This window comes from Bacillus sp. PK3-037, from assembly GCF_054161355.1.
Genome location: NZ_CP096408.1, coordinates 1,615,685 through 1,630,161 on the forward strand (window position 1 = coordinate 1,615,685; position 14,477 = coordinate 1,630,161).

Annotated in this window: 16 protein-coding genes and 1 pseudogene; 15 read left to right on the top strand and 2 right to left on the bottom strand. The window is 42.6% G+C overall.

What is annotated here, in order from left to right; all coding sequences use genetic code 11:
• Positions 1 to 41 precede the first annotated feature (41 nt).
• From pstC to pstB (M1D69_RS08335), 4 genes are read left to right on the top strand one after another with little or no spacing between them, the layout of a single operon-like run.
• Positions 42 to 971, top strand: a complete 930-nt coding sequence (gene pstC, locus M1D69_RS08320; protein WP_024122067.1) for a phosphate ABC transporter permease subunit PstC — start codon at positions 42 to 44, stop codon at positions 969 to 971.
• Positions 971 to 1,855: a phosphate ABC transporter permease PstA gene (pstA, locus tag M1D69_RS08325; RefSeq protein ID WP_024122066.1), complete on the top strand. Its 885-nt coding sequence runs from the start codon at positions 971 to 973 to the stop codon at positions 1,853 to 1,855. Before pstC ends, pstA begins: the two co-directional genes overlap by 1 nt.
• Positions 1,856 to 1,875: 20 nt before the next feature.
• Positions 1,876 to 2,685, top strand: a complete 810-nt coding sequence (pstB, locus tag M1D69_RS08330) for a phosphate ABC transporter ATP-binding protein PstB (protein WP_458104039.1) — start codon at positions 1,876 to 1,878, stop codon at positions 2,683 to 2,685.
• Positions 2,686 to 2,695: 10 nt separating this feature from the next.
• The gene (gene pstB / locus M1D69_RS08335; RefSeq protein ID WP_044154551.1) at positions 2,696 to 3,478 is read left to right on the top strand and encodes a phosphate ABC transporter ATP-binding protein PstB; all 783 of its coding nucleotides are present in this window, start codon (positions 2,696 to 2,698) and stop codon (positions 3,476 to 3,478) included.
• A 31-nt stretch (positions 3,479 to 3,509) separates the two neighbouring features.
• Here the strand turns inward: pstB (M1D69_RS08335) and M1D69_RS08340 are convergent, their stop codons facing one another.
• Positions 3,510 to 3,971 carry an endolytic transglycosylase MltG gene (locus M1D69_RS08340; protein ID WP_458104038.1) on the bottom strand — a complete coding sequence of 154 codons (462 nt, stop codon included), beginning with the start codon at positions 3,969 to 3,971 and terminating at the stop codon, positions 3,510 to 3,512.
• Positions 3,968 to 4,321: a hypothetical protein gene (locus M1D69_RS08345; RefSeq protein WP_010334943.1), complete on the bottom strand. Its 354-nt coding sequence runs from the start codon at positions 4,319 to 4,321 to the stop codon at positions 3,968 to 3,970. Before M1D69_RS08345 ends, M1D69_RS08340 begins: the two co-directional genes overlap by 4 nt.
• 179 nt (positions 4,322 to 4,500) lie before the next feature.
• Between M1D69_RS08345 and M1D69_RS08350 the strand changes: the two genes are divergently transcribed.
• The 11 genes and pseudogenes from M1D69_RS08350 (at position 4,501) to M1D69_RS08400 (ending at position 14,474) form a co-directional block, all read left to right on the top strand.
• Positions 4,501 to 4,971 (top strand): hypothetical protein, encoded by a 471-nt coding sequence (locus M1D69_RS08350; protein ID WP_458104037.1) that lies wholly within the window; start codon positions 4,501 to 4,503, stop codon positions 4,969 to 4,971.
• A complete protein-coding gene (locus tag M1D69_RS08355) occupies positions 4,968 to 6,053 on the top strand; it encodes a glycosyltransferase family 4 protein (RefSeq protein WP_458104036.1) in 1,086 nt (361 codons plus the stop codon). The genes M1D69_RS08350 and M1D69_RS08355 overlap by 4 nt, the downstream gene beginning before the upstream one ends.
• Positions 6,054 to 6,137: 84 nt before the next feature.
• Positions 6,138 to 6,287 carry a 50S ribosomal protein L33 gene (gene rpmG, locus M1D69_RS08360; RefSeq protein ID WP_003153056.1) on the top strand — a complete coding sequence of 50 codons (150 nt, stop codon included), beginning with the start codon at positions 6,138 to 6,140 and terminating at the stop codon, positions 6,285 to 6,287.
• An 82-nt stretch (positions 6,288 to 6,369) separates the two neighbouring features.
• Complete coding sequence (locus tag M1D69_RS08365) at positions 6,370 to 6,933, top strand: 5-formyltetrahydrofolate cyclo-ligase (RefSeq protein ID WP_458104035.1); 564 nt, start codon at positions 6,370 to 6,372, stop codon at positions 6,931 to 6,933.
• Between the two features lie 66 nt (positions 6,934 to 6,999).
• On the top strand, positions 7,000 to 7,173 hold the full coding sequence (locus M1D69_RS08370; protein WP_024122059.1) for a hypothetical protein: 174 nt from the start codon (positions 7,000 to 7,002) through the stop codon (positions 7,171 to 7,173).
• An 88-nt stretch (positions 7,174 to 7,261) separates the two neighbouring features.
• Positions 7,262 to 8,779: a rhomboid protease YqgP gene (gene yqgP / locus M1D69_RS08375; protein ID WP_458104034.1), complete on the top strand. Its 1,518-nt coding sequence runs from the start codon at positions 7,262 to 7,264 to the stop codon at positions 8,777 to 8,779.
• A 130-nt stretch (positions 8,780 to 8,909) separates the two neighbouring features.
• A pseudogene (locus M1D69_RS08380) lies at positions 8,910 to 9,126 on the top strand (YqgQ family protein).
• A gap of 10 nt (positions 9,127 to 9,136) precedes the next feature.
• On the top strand, positions 9,137 to 10,102 hold the full coding sequence (gene glcK / locus M1D69_RS08385) for a glucose kinase GlcK (RefSeq protein ID WP_458104033.1): 966 nt from the start codon (positions 9,137 to 9,139) through the stop codon (positions 10,100 to 10,102).
• A gap of 116 nt (positions 10,103 to 10,218) precedes the next feature.
• A complete protein-coding gene (locus M1D69_RS08390) occupies positions 10,219 to 12,135 on the top strand; it encodes an LTA synthase family protein (protein ID WP_458104032.1) in 1,917 nt (638 codons plus the stop codon).
• An 81-nt stretch (positions 12,136 to 12,216) separates the two neighbouring features.
• Positions 12,217 to 13,347, top strand: a complete 1,131-nt coding sequence (locus tag M1D69_RS08395; RefSeq protein WP_458106179.1) for a M14 family metallopeptidase — start codon at positions 12,217 to 12,219, stop codon at positions 13,345 to 13,347.
• Between the two features lie 68 nt (positions 13,348 to 13,415).
• Positions 13,416 to 14,474 (top strand): YqgU-like beta propeller domain-containing protein, encoded by a 1,059-nt coding sequence (locus M1D69_RS08400; RefSeq protein ID WP_458104031.1) that lies wholly within the window; start codon positions 13,416 to 13,418, stop codon positions 14,472 to 14,474.
• The last annotated feature ends 3 nt before the right edge of the window (positions 14,475 to 14,477 follow it).

Consider the following 14,477-nt stretch of genomic DNA (forward strand, 5'->3'; position numbering starts at 1 on the left):
TTCCGTTTCTCCTCTTAACACATTCATAGGAGTGTAAAACAATGATAAATAATAGAGAAAATATGTCTGTGAGCGAACGTTTAATCAGCTCAAGGCAAAACCGGCAATTGGATGAAGTTCGGGGAAGAATGATCGTGACAGCCTGCGCCCTTATAATGATAGCGGCATCTGTGGCGATCACCATTTTCCTCGGCATTAAGGGGCTGCAATCTTTTCTTGTAAATGGTGTAAGCCCAATTGAATTCTTAACGAGTCTGAATTGGAACCCTACAGATTCTGATCCGAAATACGGAGTGCTGCCTTTTATCTTTGGCTCATTTGCAGTAACGATTCTCTCCGCTCTCATTGCTGCGCCGCTCGGCATAGCAGGTGCGATCTTTATGACAGAAATTGCGCCGAATTGGGGGAAGAAAGTGCTGCAGCCGGTGATCGAATTATTGGTCGGCATCCCATCTGTTGTTTATGGATTCATAGGTCTTACAGTATTGGTGCCTTTTATTGCTCAGTTCAAAACGAGCGGAACAGGACACAGTTTATTGGCGGGAACGATTGTGCTTTCTATTATGATTCTGCCGACGATTACATCTATCTCAGCCGATGCGATGGCATCACTTCCGAAAAGCTTAAGAGAAGGTTCTTACGCTCTCGGTGCGACACGATGGCAGACCATTAGAAAAGTGCTTATTCCTGCAGCTTTTCCGACATTAATGACTGCCGTTGTCCTAGGTATGGCGCGTGCGTTTGGTGAGGCTTTGGCTGTCCAAATGGTCATTGGAAATACAAGAGTATTGCCTGAAAGTCTGTTTGACACCGCAGGAACATTGACAACCATTATTACGCTGAATATGGGCCATACCACATACGGAAGCGTTGAAAATAATACGCTGTGGTCAATGGGGCTTGTATTGCTGGTGATGTCATTCTTGTTCATCCTGCTTATTCGCTACTTGTCATCTAGGAGGAAAGTGTAATGAACCGCAAATTAACAGATAAACTGGCGACTGGAATGTTCGGTTTATGCGCAGCCATTATCGCCGCGATTCTAGTCGGTTTGTTTTCCTATATTATTATTAACGGTGTTTCTCAGCTCAGCTTTGATTTTATTACGACAAAATCAAGCGCCATTGCCGCAGGAGGCGGGATACGAGACCAGCTGTTTAACTCCTTTTATATTCTGTTTATCACGATGCTGATTACCATCCCGCTCGGGGTGGGCGGCGGAGTGTTCATGGCGGAATACGCGCCTAACAACAAAGTGACAGATTTCATCAGAACGTGTATTGAAGTCCTTTCATCTCTTCCATCAATTGTCATTGGGATGTTCGGCTTACTGATGTTTGTTAACCTGACAGGCTGGGGATATACGATCATAGGCGGGGCGCTGGCATTAACGGTCTTTAATCTTCCTGTTATGGTGCGTGTGACAGAAGACGCGGTCCGTTCAGTCCCTAAAGATTTGAAGGAAGCATCGCTCGCTTTAGGTGTTTCTCGCTGGCATACCGTAAAAACCGTTTTAATACCAAGTGCGATCCCTTCCATCATTACAGGTGCCATTTTAGCGTCAGGACGGGTGTTCGGGGAAGCGGCGGCTTTATTATTTACAGCAGGGCTTACAACGCCGCGTCTCAATTTTGCAGAGTGGAATCCGTTTTCTGAAACATCGCCGCTTAATATTTTCAGACCCGCTGAAACACTTGCGGTCCACATTTGGAATGTAAATACGCAAGGGATGATTCCGGATGCTGAAGCGATTGCCAACGGAGGTTCTGCAGTGCTGGTGATTTCAGTTCTAGTCTTCAATCTCGCGGCGAGATGGCTTGGGACAATAATCTATAAAAAGCTTACGGCAAATTAGACCGGAAAGAGGCGAAAACAATGTCTGAACAAATGCTAAAAGAAAAGCCTGAGAGAACGGTTATGATTCCTCAGCAGCAAAATGTGCTCGAGGTGAAGGATCTGTCTATTTTCTACGGAAACAAACAGGCTGTTCGTCACGTGAATATGGAGATTGAAAAAAATGCGGTGACCGCTTTGATCGGGCCGTCAGGATGCGGCAAATCTACTTTTCTTAGAAATATTAACCGCATGAATGACTTAATTCCTTCTGCAAGAAGTGATGGTGAAATTTTGTATGAAGGATTAAATATACTGGGAAGCAATATTAACGTTGTCAGTTTAAGAAGAGAAATCGGCATGGTCTTCCAAAAGCCGAATCCATTTCCAAAATCGATCTACCATAATATCACGCATGCATTAAAATATGCCGGAGAGCGGAACAAATCAGTGCTCGACGACATCGTGGAAGAAAGCTTAACAAAAGCGGCGCTCTGGGATGAAGTAAAGGACCGGTTGCATTCATCCGCACTTTCGTTATCAGGCGGTCAGCAGCAGCGTTTATGTATTGCCAGAACGCTCGCGATGAAGCCGGCCGTTCTTCTTCTTGATGAACCTGCTTCAGCGCTAGATCCGATTTCAAATGCGAAAATAGAAGAATTGATTACGGAATTGAAAAGCGAATACTCAATTATTATTGTTACTCACAATATGCAGCAGGCTCTGCGGGTGTCTGACCGGACGGCTTTCTTTTTAAACGGCGAGATCGTTGAATACGGACAGACCGAACAAATTTTCACAAGTCCGAAGCAGCAAAAAACAGAGGATTACATTAACGGGAAATTCGGATAGGAGGCTGGCAATGAGTATTGCTACCGAAGCTGTAAAGAAACAGGAAGTTTATCAAGTCAACGGAATGAATTTATGGTATGGGGAAAACCATGCTTTGAAAAATATCAATTTGAGCATTAATCAAAACGAAGTCACGGCGATTATCGGGCCGTCGGGATGCGGCAAATCGACATTTATTAAAACATTGAATTTAATGATTCAGATGACGCCGAATGTAAAGCTTGCGGGTGAGCTGAACTATAATGGCAGTAACATTTTAAAGGATAAAGTCGATATCGTAGATTTACGCAAAAATATCGGCATGGTATTTCAGAAAGGAAACCCGTTTCCGCAATCAATTTTTGATAATGTTGCTTACGGACCGAGAGTTCACGGCATCAAAAATAAAAAGAAGCTGCAAGACATTGCAGAAAAGTCACTAAAAGACGTGGCGCTGTGGGATGAGGTGAAGGATCGTTTGCATTCATCTGCACTCTCATTATCAGGCGGCCAGCAGCAGCGGCTCTGTATCGCCAGAGCTCTTGCGACAAATCCTGATATTTTACTGATGGATGAGCCGACATCTGCGCTAGATCCAATTTCGACGAGAAAAATTGAAGAGCTCATTCTTCAGCTGAAAAATAAATACACCATCGTTATCGTGACGCACAACATGCAGCAGGCAGCGAGGGTTTCTGATCAAACTGCATTTTTCTACATGGGTGAGCTTGTTGAATGCGACAATACAAATAAAATGTTCTCTCAGCCGAGAGATCAAAGAACACTCGATTATATTACAGGGAAATTCGGATAAAAAAACAGGCTGTTACATAGCCTGTTTTTTTTTATCGTGTTAATGTTTTAACGATCTTTTTGAAACTCATATCTGATTTTACTTTAAATTTTCCGGCACGGATCTCCTTGTGATACCCAGCGTCGATCACGTAGTCATTAAAGTCCTTAGCTGAAGAAATAATGCCTTCTTTTTCAAGAATAGCTGATACATCTGCGGTGCTCATGCCGTCTTTAATAATGAGTTTATACGTTTTTACTTTGTTTTTCGAGTCTGAGCTGCTGTCATCGCTCAGAGATTTCTCTTTTGAATCGAGAAGCTTTTGATATTCATCACGGTTAACAGAAACCATTTTTTTAGAATCGAGATAATTGTTCACGTCTTGCTCGGTTACTGTTTTTTGTTCTTTTACAGCAGCGGCTTGATCTTCATCTGTCAGATAAAAAACACTTGCGAGAACGGCTGTCGCTAATATGATACCGCCGGCAAATGCCTGAATGCCTCGTTTTGTCATACGAGCACCTTCTCATTATCTTTTATTATCGTATTCACGTCTTCTACTGATACATGCTCTGCTTTAGCAATTGCTTCAGCTGACATGCCGTTATTATATTTAGAAAGTATTTGTTTGGCGATCTTTTGATTGATGCCGCTGTTCTTTGCTTTGCGGATCACAAGGTTTGTTTCAAGTAATTCTTCCTCAAGCACTGTCATTTTCTTTTTGAGCTTATAAATTTCCTGCATAGCAGAAAGCTGCAATGTTTCAAGCTCCTGCTCGACATCTTTCATCGGATCTCGTTGAGAATATGAGAATGCAATTAGCGCTATACTGACGATAAACAACGCAATAATAGCAATTTCCACGTTTCATCACCTTCTATTCTTTTTTTATCCTTCTTTTTTATACCATAAAACAAGTGGATTCTAAAGGAATTCGCGAAAAAAACGAGTTTTTGTCGAGAAATCTTTCTTTTCTTCCTTTATGGGTAATGGTTTAATAGGATCACCGAGCCAATGGAAGGAAAGGAGAATGTGAAAAGCCTATGGACAAACACTCATTTCCTCATAACATTCGAAGCGGGATTCCTTTTTTTAGGGACATATTCGACATGAACATCCAAAACTCTCACACATTGACAGTCCGATGGAATCTTTCAGTTGAGACGATGAAACTGGCGGAAACCGTGCTTTTCGAAAAAACGCCGGACATGATAAAAGAAATCCGTATTTTTGTGAAAAGAAACGGTATAGAAGCTGTCAGGACGAAATGCATAAAACGGGATAAAGGGAAATGGACCATTGTTCAGGTGCCTGGTCATGCTTTATATCGCGCTGAATGCAGAATACTGAATTCGATAAATGTTTCTCTCAAACTAGCTGAAACAGAGGACATCTTTCTTGCAGAAAACGGTGTCAGCGACATAAACAGTTTCCGTAATGCAGAAATACATACCAGGTGGGAGGAGCAATTTTCTGCTTATACCTGCTATCGCAGTGAGGGAAGAGGGAAATGAACATTCTTATGCTTTCATTCGAGCATCCTAATAAACCGAAAAGCGGGCTTGGCGTTCATTTGAGCCGTCTTATTTCCTATTTAAATCCGCATATCAAAATAACGGTCTTCGTTCCAAGCGGTAAGCTATCTTCCTATGCGAATGTTGAAGACTTTATAGCTGATGTCAATGTTAGAATGGTTCAACAAGTGTTGTCATGCAATGAACGCTTTGATCTGATTCATGCCCATGATGACATGACGGCCCCTGCCGCTTATTATTTGAAAAAGCAGCTTGGCATTCCGCTTGCTGCAACGATCCACGGGCTTGAAAGCAGAAGGAAGCGTGCATGCAAAGAAACGCCTCATCCGTACAGGTTGCTGACGGAGAGGCTCCTCCTCGACATTTCCGACGAACTGATTGTGTTAAGCACTTTTATGAAGAGATCGATGAATAAGGCGTATCCGTTTCGTGAAAAAATAACCGTCATCCCAAGCCCTCTGTCTCTGCAGGCAAAAAGCGGCCTAGCTGAAAGGGTCATTCATAAAAGATACTTGTTTTCGTTTGGAAGGTTTGTTCCGGAAAAAGGGTTTTCACAGCTGTTAAAGGTATTTTCTATTCTGAACAAATGCCGGCCTGACCTTCAGTTGGTGCTAGCTGGACAAGGGCCGTTTCTGGCTGCCTATAAGAAACTGGCTGAGCAATTGAGCATAAAGGAAAGTGTAATGTTTTATCCTTTTTTAAATAGAAGAGAGATCGTGACGTTACTGTCTCAATGTGAAATGGCTGTTTTCCCAAGCTTTTATGAACCCTTTGGGCTCGCTGCACAAGAAAGCATGGAACAAGGCGTGCTGACAGCTGTTTCACAGTCGGGCGGTTTTTGTGACTTTGCCGTTCATGACAAAACTGCAATTGCTGCTGATTTTTCGCAAGAACGGGAGGCAGCCGATAGGCTTCACAACATATTAATAGATGAAGAAAAGGCCCGCCGGATAAAAGAAGCGGGCAGAGAACAGGTGATGAAACTGCATCATCCACGGATCATCACAGCATCATATTTGCAGCTTTATCAGCGTCTATCCAATAATTCATCATTTCATTGAAAAACATCCTAGCATTCCGTGCATTATAGTGGTATTATATATAAGTCTGAATAAGTAAATGATATTTAGTTTGGAGGGAAAACAATGCGCGTTAATATTACTTTGGCTTGCACAGAATGTGGTGAGCGTAACTATATTTCTAAAAAGAACAAACGCAACAATCCAGACCGCGTTGAATTTAAAAAATATTGCCCACGTGATAAAAAATCTACGTTACACCGTGAAACAAAATAACAGCATAGCTGTTTGAGGTGTAAGAAAAAAGCCAGAGCTTTGAAAAAGGTTCTGGCTTTTTTCTATTCCGAGGGGGATGGAAATGAAATCACAATTAAGAAAAAAAACAATAGAAACGTTATCAGCGATATCGAGTGAAGAGCTGTCTAAGAAAACGGCGCGTATCAACAAGCATTTATTTTCACTTCAAGAGTGGCAAAATGCCCGCACCATAGCCGTCACCATTTCAAGAGGGCTGGAGGTACCGACACGGCCGATCATCGAAAAAGCCTGGGGCGAAGGGAAAGAAGTTTGTATTCCCAAGTGTGATCCCGACACGAAAAGAATGCAATTCCGCACATTCCAAGCGGATGATCAGCTTGAAACGGTTTACGCCGGACTTCAGGAGCCGATGATTGAGAAAACGAATGAAGTGATCCAATCACAGATTGATTTGATGATCGTGCCTGGCGTATGTTTCGATGCTGACGGCTATCGGATTGGCTTTGGCGGCGGTTACTATGATCGTTATTTATGTAATTATACAGGGAACACAGTTTCTTTGCTTTTAGAATGCCAGCTGTATGATCATGTGCCGCATCTGTCACATGATATCCCGGTTCAAATGCTGGTTACTGAGGATCGAATCATTTCTTGCTTTTTATAGCTTTCCCGTCCCTCCGTCAAGAATAAATAAGAAAGAATAACAAACCCTAATGGCAGGAGGGATATAATGAAAAAATTTATGATCTATGCCATATGTGCTGTTTCTGCCGTGATGTTTTACCAAAACCGTTACCGTCTCATGAATACCGTGCTCAGCCAGCCCGGGATCAGACGGTCCTTTATTCATCTTTTTTTAAGAATCCCGTTTATCCGCAATAAGTTTATACAGCAAGCTTTTTAAAAATCCCGTTTTCACGGGATTTTTTGCTTTTAGTAGGCGTCGGGAGCACCAGCTGTTATAATGAAAAAAAACCATTGGAGCGGTAAACATGTATTTGTTGGAGTATACATATTGGAAGGTCGCGGCGCATTTAGTAAGAAGAGGGTATGGCGTCATACAATCCGGTGAATCTGATGAAATATGGCTGGAAGCACCGGACAAATCCTCTCATGATCTGATTCGCCTCTTTAAACAGAATATTGATTTTCGCCAAGAAATTGTAAGGGACATAGAAGTGCAGGCGGAGCGAGTAGAGCATGTCAGGAAGTCTATCGGAAAGCGGCATTTGAAGCTGCTGAATGTGCTGATTTCAGCGGAAGCCCCTGTCGATGACTGGGAGGAAATCGCTGAAAAGCCATTTGTAAAAGGACAGGTATCCGTTGAAACGGCACTTGTGACTGGCACTTCGCTTCATGAAGATCTGCAGGCAGTTTTCCCCTCACTTGATGCTGTTGAATGGACGGAAGACCGAGACTCATTGGAACACGCGCAAATGGCGAAAGAACACTTTTTTTCACTAGTGCAGAAACAAGAAGAACAGCGGAAAAAAGAAGCGGCGTTTTTCCAGAACGGAAAACCGATCTTTACATATTTGTTCATCGCACTGCAGCTCGTGATGTTTTTCCTGCTCGAAATAAACGGAGGCAGCACCAATACGGAGACGCTTGTTGCTTTCGGTGCTAAGGAAAACGGCCTGATTGCAGCCGGAGAATGGTGGCGCCTGCTGACGCCGATTGTGCTTCACATCGGCCTTGCGCATTTAGCCTTTAACACGCTGGCTTTATGGTCTGTTGGAACCGCTGTTGAGCGCATGTATGGATCAGGCAGGTTTTTGCTGATTTATTTGGCGGCGGGTATCACGGGATCGATCGCCAGCTTCGTGTTCAGTCCGTATCCTTCAGCCGGTGCTTCAGGCGCCATATTCGGATGCTTAGGCGCATTGCTGTATGTAGCTGTGTCAAACCGAAAAATGTTTCTAAAAACGATAGGCACAAATATTATTGTTATTATCCTGATAAACCTGGGTTTTGGCTTTGCGGTCTCAAATATTGATAATTCGGGGCATATTGGCGGCTTGGCCGGCGGTTTTCTTGCTGCGGCAGCACTTGGTTTGCCAAAAGCAAAAGACTGGGGCAAAAAAATGGTGTCAGCGATTCTGCTGGCTGCCCTGGCCGGCGGGTTTCTCTATTACGGATTGCATTCACCCCATCAGGAGACAGCGCTGATCCAGCAGGCAAATGAGCTTTACCAGGAAGGAAAATATAAAGAAGTAACCGAGTTGCTGAACGGTGAAGCAGAGCAGAAAGACGCTTCAGCTGATCTTCTGAAAGTCCTGGCAGTTTCTGATATTCAAATCGGCGAATATGATCAGGCGATTTCTCTTTTGGAAAGAGCAGTGCAAAAAGAGCCTAAAGACCATGCGTCCCATTACTATTTGGCATTTGTGTATGCGGAAAAAAATGAACTTGATCAAGCTGACAAGGCAATCAGGACCGCTGTAAAGCTGAAGCCGAAGGAGAAGCGTTACATAGAACTGCAGCAGCAAATTGAAAATAACAAAGAATAAATGGCTGGATGAGAACGTGTTGAATTTGCCAAGGAATGAATCCCGGGTATTTTTGTCAGCGTTTTCTTCTTGACTGGCCGCTTCTTTATGACTACGCTATTTATAGTTAAGATCAAGAATGGTGAGGAATATGAATACATTTTATGATGTACAGCAGCTGTTAAAAACATTTGGACTCATTGTTTACTTTGGTGACAGAGAGTTTGAAATTGAGTTTATGCTTGATGAATTAAAGGAACTTTATATAAATCATATGATTGAGAAGGAGCAGTGGGCTAAAGCGGCAGCTGTCCTTCATAAAGAGCTGGAACAAACAAAAAAACGTAAGAGATTTACGTAAAGGTTAAGGTGATAAAAATGGACGAGATATGGTTTGTGGGAATCGATCTTGGAGGAACGACGATAAAACTCGCATTTATTAATCAATATGGAGAGATTCAGCATAAATGGGAAGTGCCGACAGATAAGTCCGGTGACACCATTACCGTGACAATAGCAAAAGCGATTGACAGCAAGCTGGATGAGCTTCATAAACCGAAGCACATCGTCAAATATATAGGAATGGGCGCACCGGGGCCAGTAGATATGGCAACTGGGGTCGTTTATGAAACGGTAAATCTGGGCTGGAAAAACTATGCTTTAAAAAATCATCTGGAAACGGAAACAGGCATCCCCGCGGTTATAGAAAATGATGCGAATATTGCCGCGCTCGGAGAAATGTGGAAGGGTGCGGGTGATGGCGCAAAAGACGTCATTCTCGTTACGCTAGGCACAGGAGTTGGCGGCGGTATTATTGTGAATGGGGAGATTGTGCACGGGATGAATGGCGCTGGCGGAGAAATCGGCCATATTTGCAGCATCCCTGAAGGCGGGGCGCCGTGCAACTGCGGTAAAACAGGCTGTATTGAAACCATCGCGTCAGCAACTGGCATTGTCAGAATTGCAAAAGAGAAAATTGCAAAAGCTAAAAAGCCGACTCAATTAAAAGCATCTGATCATTTAACGGCACGAGATGTATTTGAAGCAGCAAATGAAAATGATGAATTAGCTCTTGAAGTTGTCGATTATGTAGCTAAGCATCTCGGCCTGGTGCTTGGCAATCTGGCCAGCTCGCTTAATCCGTCAAAAATTGTTCTCGGCGGCGGCGTTTCAAGAGCTGGAGAATTGCTGAGATCCAAAGTCGAGAAAACATTCCGTGTATGTGCCTTTCCGCGCGCTGCGGAAGCGGCTGATATATCTATTGCGGCGCTTGGAAATGATGCGGGTGTTATCGGAGGGGCTTGGATTGCTAAGAATGAATGGCTGAAACACCAAAATTGTTAAATTTGTGAAAATGAAATTGATTTTTTGTTATGTTCAGGTTAAGATTTAATTTGATGTGTTAATGAGAAAGTTGTGAATAGACTGATTTATTTGAGCGTGCTGCATAGGAGGTTGAAATGCGAAAAACGTTTTTTTCGATGATTTCATTTATGCTGATTGCCATTTTAATGATGTGGCTGAAAACGTATGTTGTTTACAAAACCAGTTTTCATATTAAAATTGACAATCTTACGCAGGAATTTATTCTGTTTATCAACCCATTGAGCTTTTTGCTGCTTATTTTTGGCTTCAGCCTGTTTTTAAAGGGAAGAAACAGAAATCGTTACATTATTGCCATGAGTTGTATTGTCACATTTGTTTTGCTGGCGAATATGGTTTTTTATCGTTTTTACAATGATTTCTTAACGATTCCGGTTCTTTTTCAAACAAGCAATATGGGTGATCTGGGAAGCAGCATCGGAACGCTTCTTGAGCCGACAGACCTCCTATTGGCTGTAGATATCGTGATTTTAATATGGCTTCATATGCGTCAAAAAGCCTTTCAATCAGACATCTCCTCCACGAAAAATGAACGGGCGGCATATTTTTTGTTTGTGGCTTCTGTTTATTTCTTCAACTTAGGTCTGTCTGAAGCAGAACGGCCGCAGCTATTGACACGCTCATTTGACAGAGAAATGCTCGTTAAAAATATCAGCCTGTTTAATTTTCATATTTATGACGGAGTACTTCAGTCGAAGCAATCCGCACAAAGAGCGCTGGCTGACAGCAACAGCCTGACGGAAATTGAAAACTATGTCACAGCCAATGCGAAAGATGCCAATAAGGACTTATTTGGCGCCGCAAAAGGCAGAAATGTCATACTCGTATCTCTGGAGTCGACACAAAGCTTTGTGATCAATGAAAAGGTGAACGGAAAAGAAATCACCCCGTTTTTGAATGATTTTATAAAAGAAAGCTATAACTTTAGTAATGTTTACCACCAAACCGGGCAGGGGAAAACCTCTGATTCTGAATTTATCGTTGACAATTCACTTTATCCGCTTGGACGAGGCGCTGTGTTCTTTACAAATGCGGGCAATCAATACATGGCCGCGCCAGAGATTCTCAAAAATAACGGATATTATTCAGCGGTGCTCCATGCCAATAATAAAAGCTTTTGGAATCGCGACTTAATGTACGATTCATTTGGGTACGATTCATTTTTTGATATTGAATCGTATGATGTCAATGACGATAATTCAGTCGGCTGGGGGCTGAAGGATAAAGAATTTTTTGAACAGTCTTCAGAGCTGATGAAAAACCTGCCTCAGCCGTTTTACTCCAGGCTGATCACACTCACGAACCACTTTCCGTTTGACCTTGATGCAGAGGACAAATTGATTGAGGAATATGATTCAAACAGCCAAACGTTAAACAAATATTTCCCAACGGTTCGCTATCAGGATGAGGCGCTGAAACGATTTATCGAAAAGCTGAAGGAAGACAGGTTATATGATAACTCCATTATTGTTTTATACGGTGACCATTACGGGATATCGGAAAACCATAATGAAGCGATGGGGCAGTTTTTAGGGAAAGAAATTACACCATTTGAAGAAGTGCAGCTCCAAAAAGTGCCGTTTGTCGTTCATATTCCTGGAATTACAGACAAGAAGCCGAAAACGATTGATAAGGTAGGCGGACAAATCGATATCCGGCCGACGCTGATGAATCTGTTAGGTATTGATACAAAGAACTTTATTCAATTCGGCAACGATCTGCTTTCTGACGACAAACTGGACTTTACAGTGCTGCGGGACGGAAGCTTTATCACAGACCAGATCGTGTACACTGACGGTCTATGTTATGACAAAGCGAGCGGAAAGCCTTTGAAAGAGGCAAAGCAATGTGAAACATTTGCAGATAAAGCGAAGCAGGAGCTTTCACTTTCTGATGAAATCATTTACGGAGATTTGTTACGATTTTATGATCAGGAAAGACTGGACAATTCGTCAAAAAGAAAAGAAAAACAAATTCTTGATGAGGCCTCATGATCACAAAGTCTCCCGTATCAAAAAATGCGGGAGGCTTTCTTTTTTTAAAAACGCCGTCATATAGTAACAAAAAGGGGGATGATGATGGCGTTTATTACGATAAAACCTGAGATCAAATACAATTTGGCTTTATTGGCAAGAGAACTGAAGATAGATGAGACATTGCTTAGAAGTGCCAATCATACAGCACAGAAACATCAATTGTACTGTCCGGGTTATAAGATTGAAAATAGCACTGATAAGGAGCTTCAATCCATTCAGGAAGTAAAGCGCTTTTTACACCCGCTGCAGCTGCAGCCTGCTGATGACTGGCTGGAACAAGAAAAAATCTATGACTTTCTTGCTGTCGAAGAGGAGATTAAAAAAATAATCAATGTGTTTCCGTTTGTTTCGTGCCGGGAAATCGGACGTTCTGTTTTGGGCAGGCCGATCTGGGAGCTGGCAGTTGGGGGAGAGCATATCTCCAAAAAAGTTCACATGAATGCATCGTTTCATGCAAATGAGTGGATTACCACGTCTGTATTGCTGAAGTGGCTGAAGGAATATTGCCTTTCTTTATGTCATAATACGAATTTCTTTGGTTTTACTCCTTTGGAGCTGTTCAGCCGAACCTCTCTGTCTCTTGTTCCTCTTGTGAATCCGGATGGCGTGGATCTTGTCTTACACGGATCAGCGGGCATGGGAGACAGGAGAGATGAACTTGAAAGACTAAACTGCCATCGTCCGAATTTTAATGAATGGAAAGCAAATATTAACGGAGTTGATTTAAATAAACAATTTCCGTCTTTATGGGAAATTGAAAAATACCGCAAACCAAAAACGCCCAGCTACCGAGATTTTCCCGGAACTTCTCCGCTCACAGAGCCGGAATCCATTGCGATGCAGAAGCTGATAGCAGCGGATCCGCCTGACAGGCTGGTGGCCCTTCACACTCAAGGAGAAGAAATCTATTGGGGATATAAAGGCCTTGAGCCCGATGAATCGGCTGCGGTAATAAAGGATTTTGAGACGATAAGCGGAAACATTTATAAAGGAGTCAAGGATATTGACAGCTATGCGGGATTCCGCGACTGGTTTATTCATCACTATTTTAAGGAAGGTTATACGGTGGAACTTGGAAAAGGCCGAAATCCCTTGCCGTTTGAGCAGTTTTCACATATTTACAGGGCGACAAGCGGGATCTTATGGAGGTCGTTATTTTTTCCTGAATAACTGAAACTTTTTCTTTTTCGTGCCGTATCAAATATGGGACAATAAATTATGATCGGAGGGGAAGGCTGATGAGATCAGTTTGTTTGATTCTGCTGTCAGCATTGCTAGTTTGTTTATCGGCATGCGAACCATCTCATCAGCAGCAAAAACAGGCAGCGACGGCAAAAAGTGAGGAAAAAGAGATTGTTCCGCTGCCAGCAGGAAAAGCGGACGGAGCGGAAGGCTGGCTCAATAACAACACCATTCTGTATACAGCCTCAGATCCGACAAAAACAGAGCTTCTTGCATATCAAATCTTTAATGGCAAAACGAAAAAGCTCTATCAGACGGATGGTCAAATCGTTGATGTTCAAATCAATCCTAAGAAACAGATGATTCTGCTGCAGATCACGCATAGCCAACAGACAGCAGTAGTTTTGCTGAATCAAAAAGGGGAGACGCTGTACCAAAAAGAATACGAAACGTATGAGCTGGAGGCAGCATGGAATCAGTATGATCCGTATCAAATGATGGTCACGGTATTCACTGAAAACTGGGACTTCAATACATATCACGTGGATGCCAAAAAAGACAAGTCTGCGTTAAGTCGAATACAGGTACCGTTTGTCCATTGGACCTCAAAAGACACATTTCACTATCTAAAAGAGGGAAGAAACGATAAAGAAGGCCCTTTGTATACGTATGATATTGCTTCTGAAAAGGAGAAAAAGCTGGAGGAGGATGTCCTTTACTTTGATTCTTTTCATAATGTGAGCTTTATCGTCAAAGCAGATTCCGGAGAGAACGGCTTGTATGAATTTACATCACCGCAATTGAATGGTGAAGCAATTACAGCAGAATGGCCGCTTCAAATCAAATATACAAGTCTGGCTCCGATGGAGTATGATTATGATGAGGCTGGCGGTCTGTTTTACACGTTTAAAGAAAGCGGGGACGCATATAAGCTGTCAGCGATAGATATGAAATCGGGAAAGGCGCAGGATCTTCTTACCTTGCCTGAAATGGAGCCGATCCAAGTATCCCCGAACGGAAAATATGCGTTGTACGGTTTTCATTTTGAGCGCATAATTTCATTAATATCTCATGAAATGAAGCCAATCATCATTGATAAAAAGGAGATGGAATAAGTA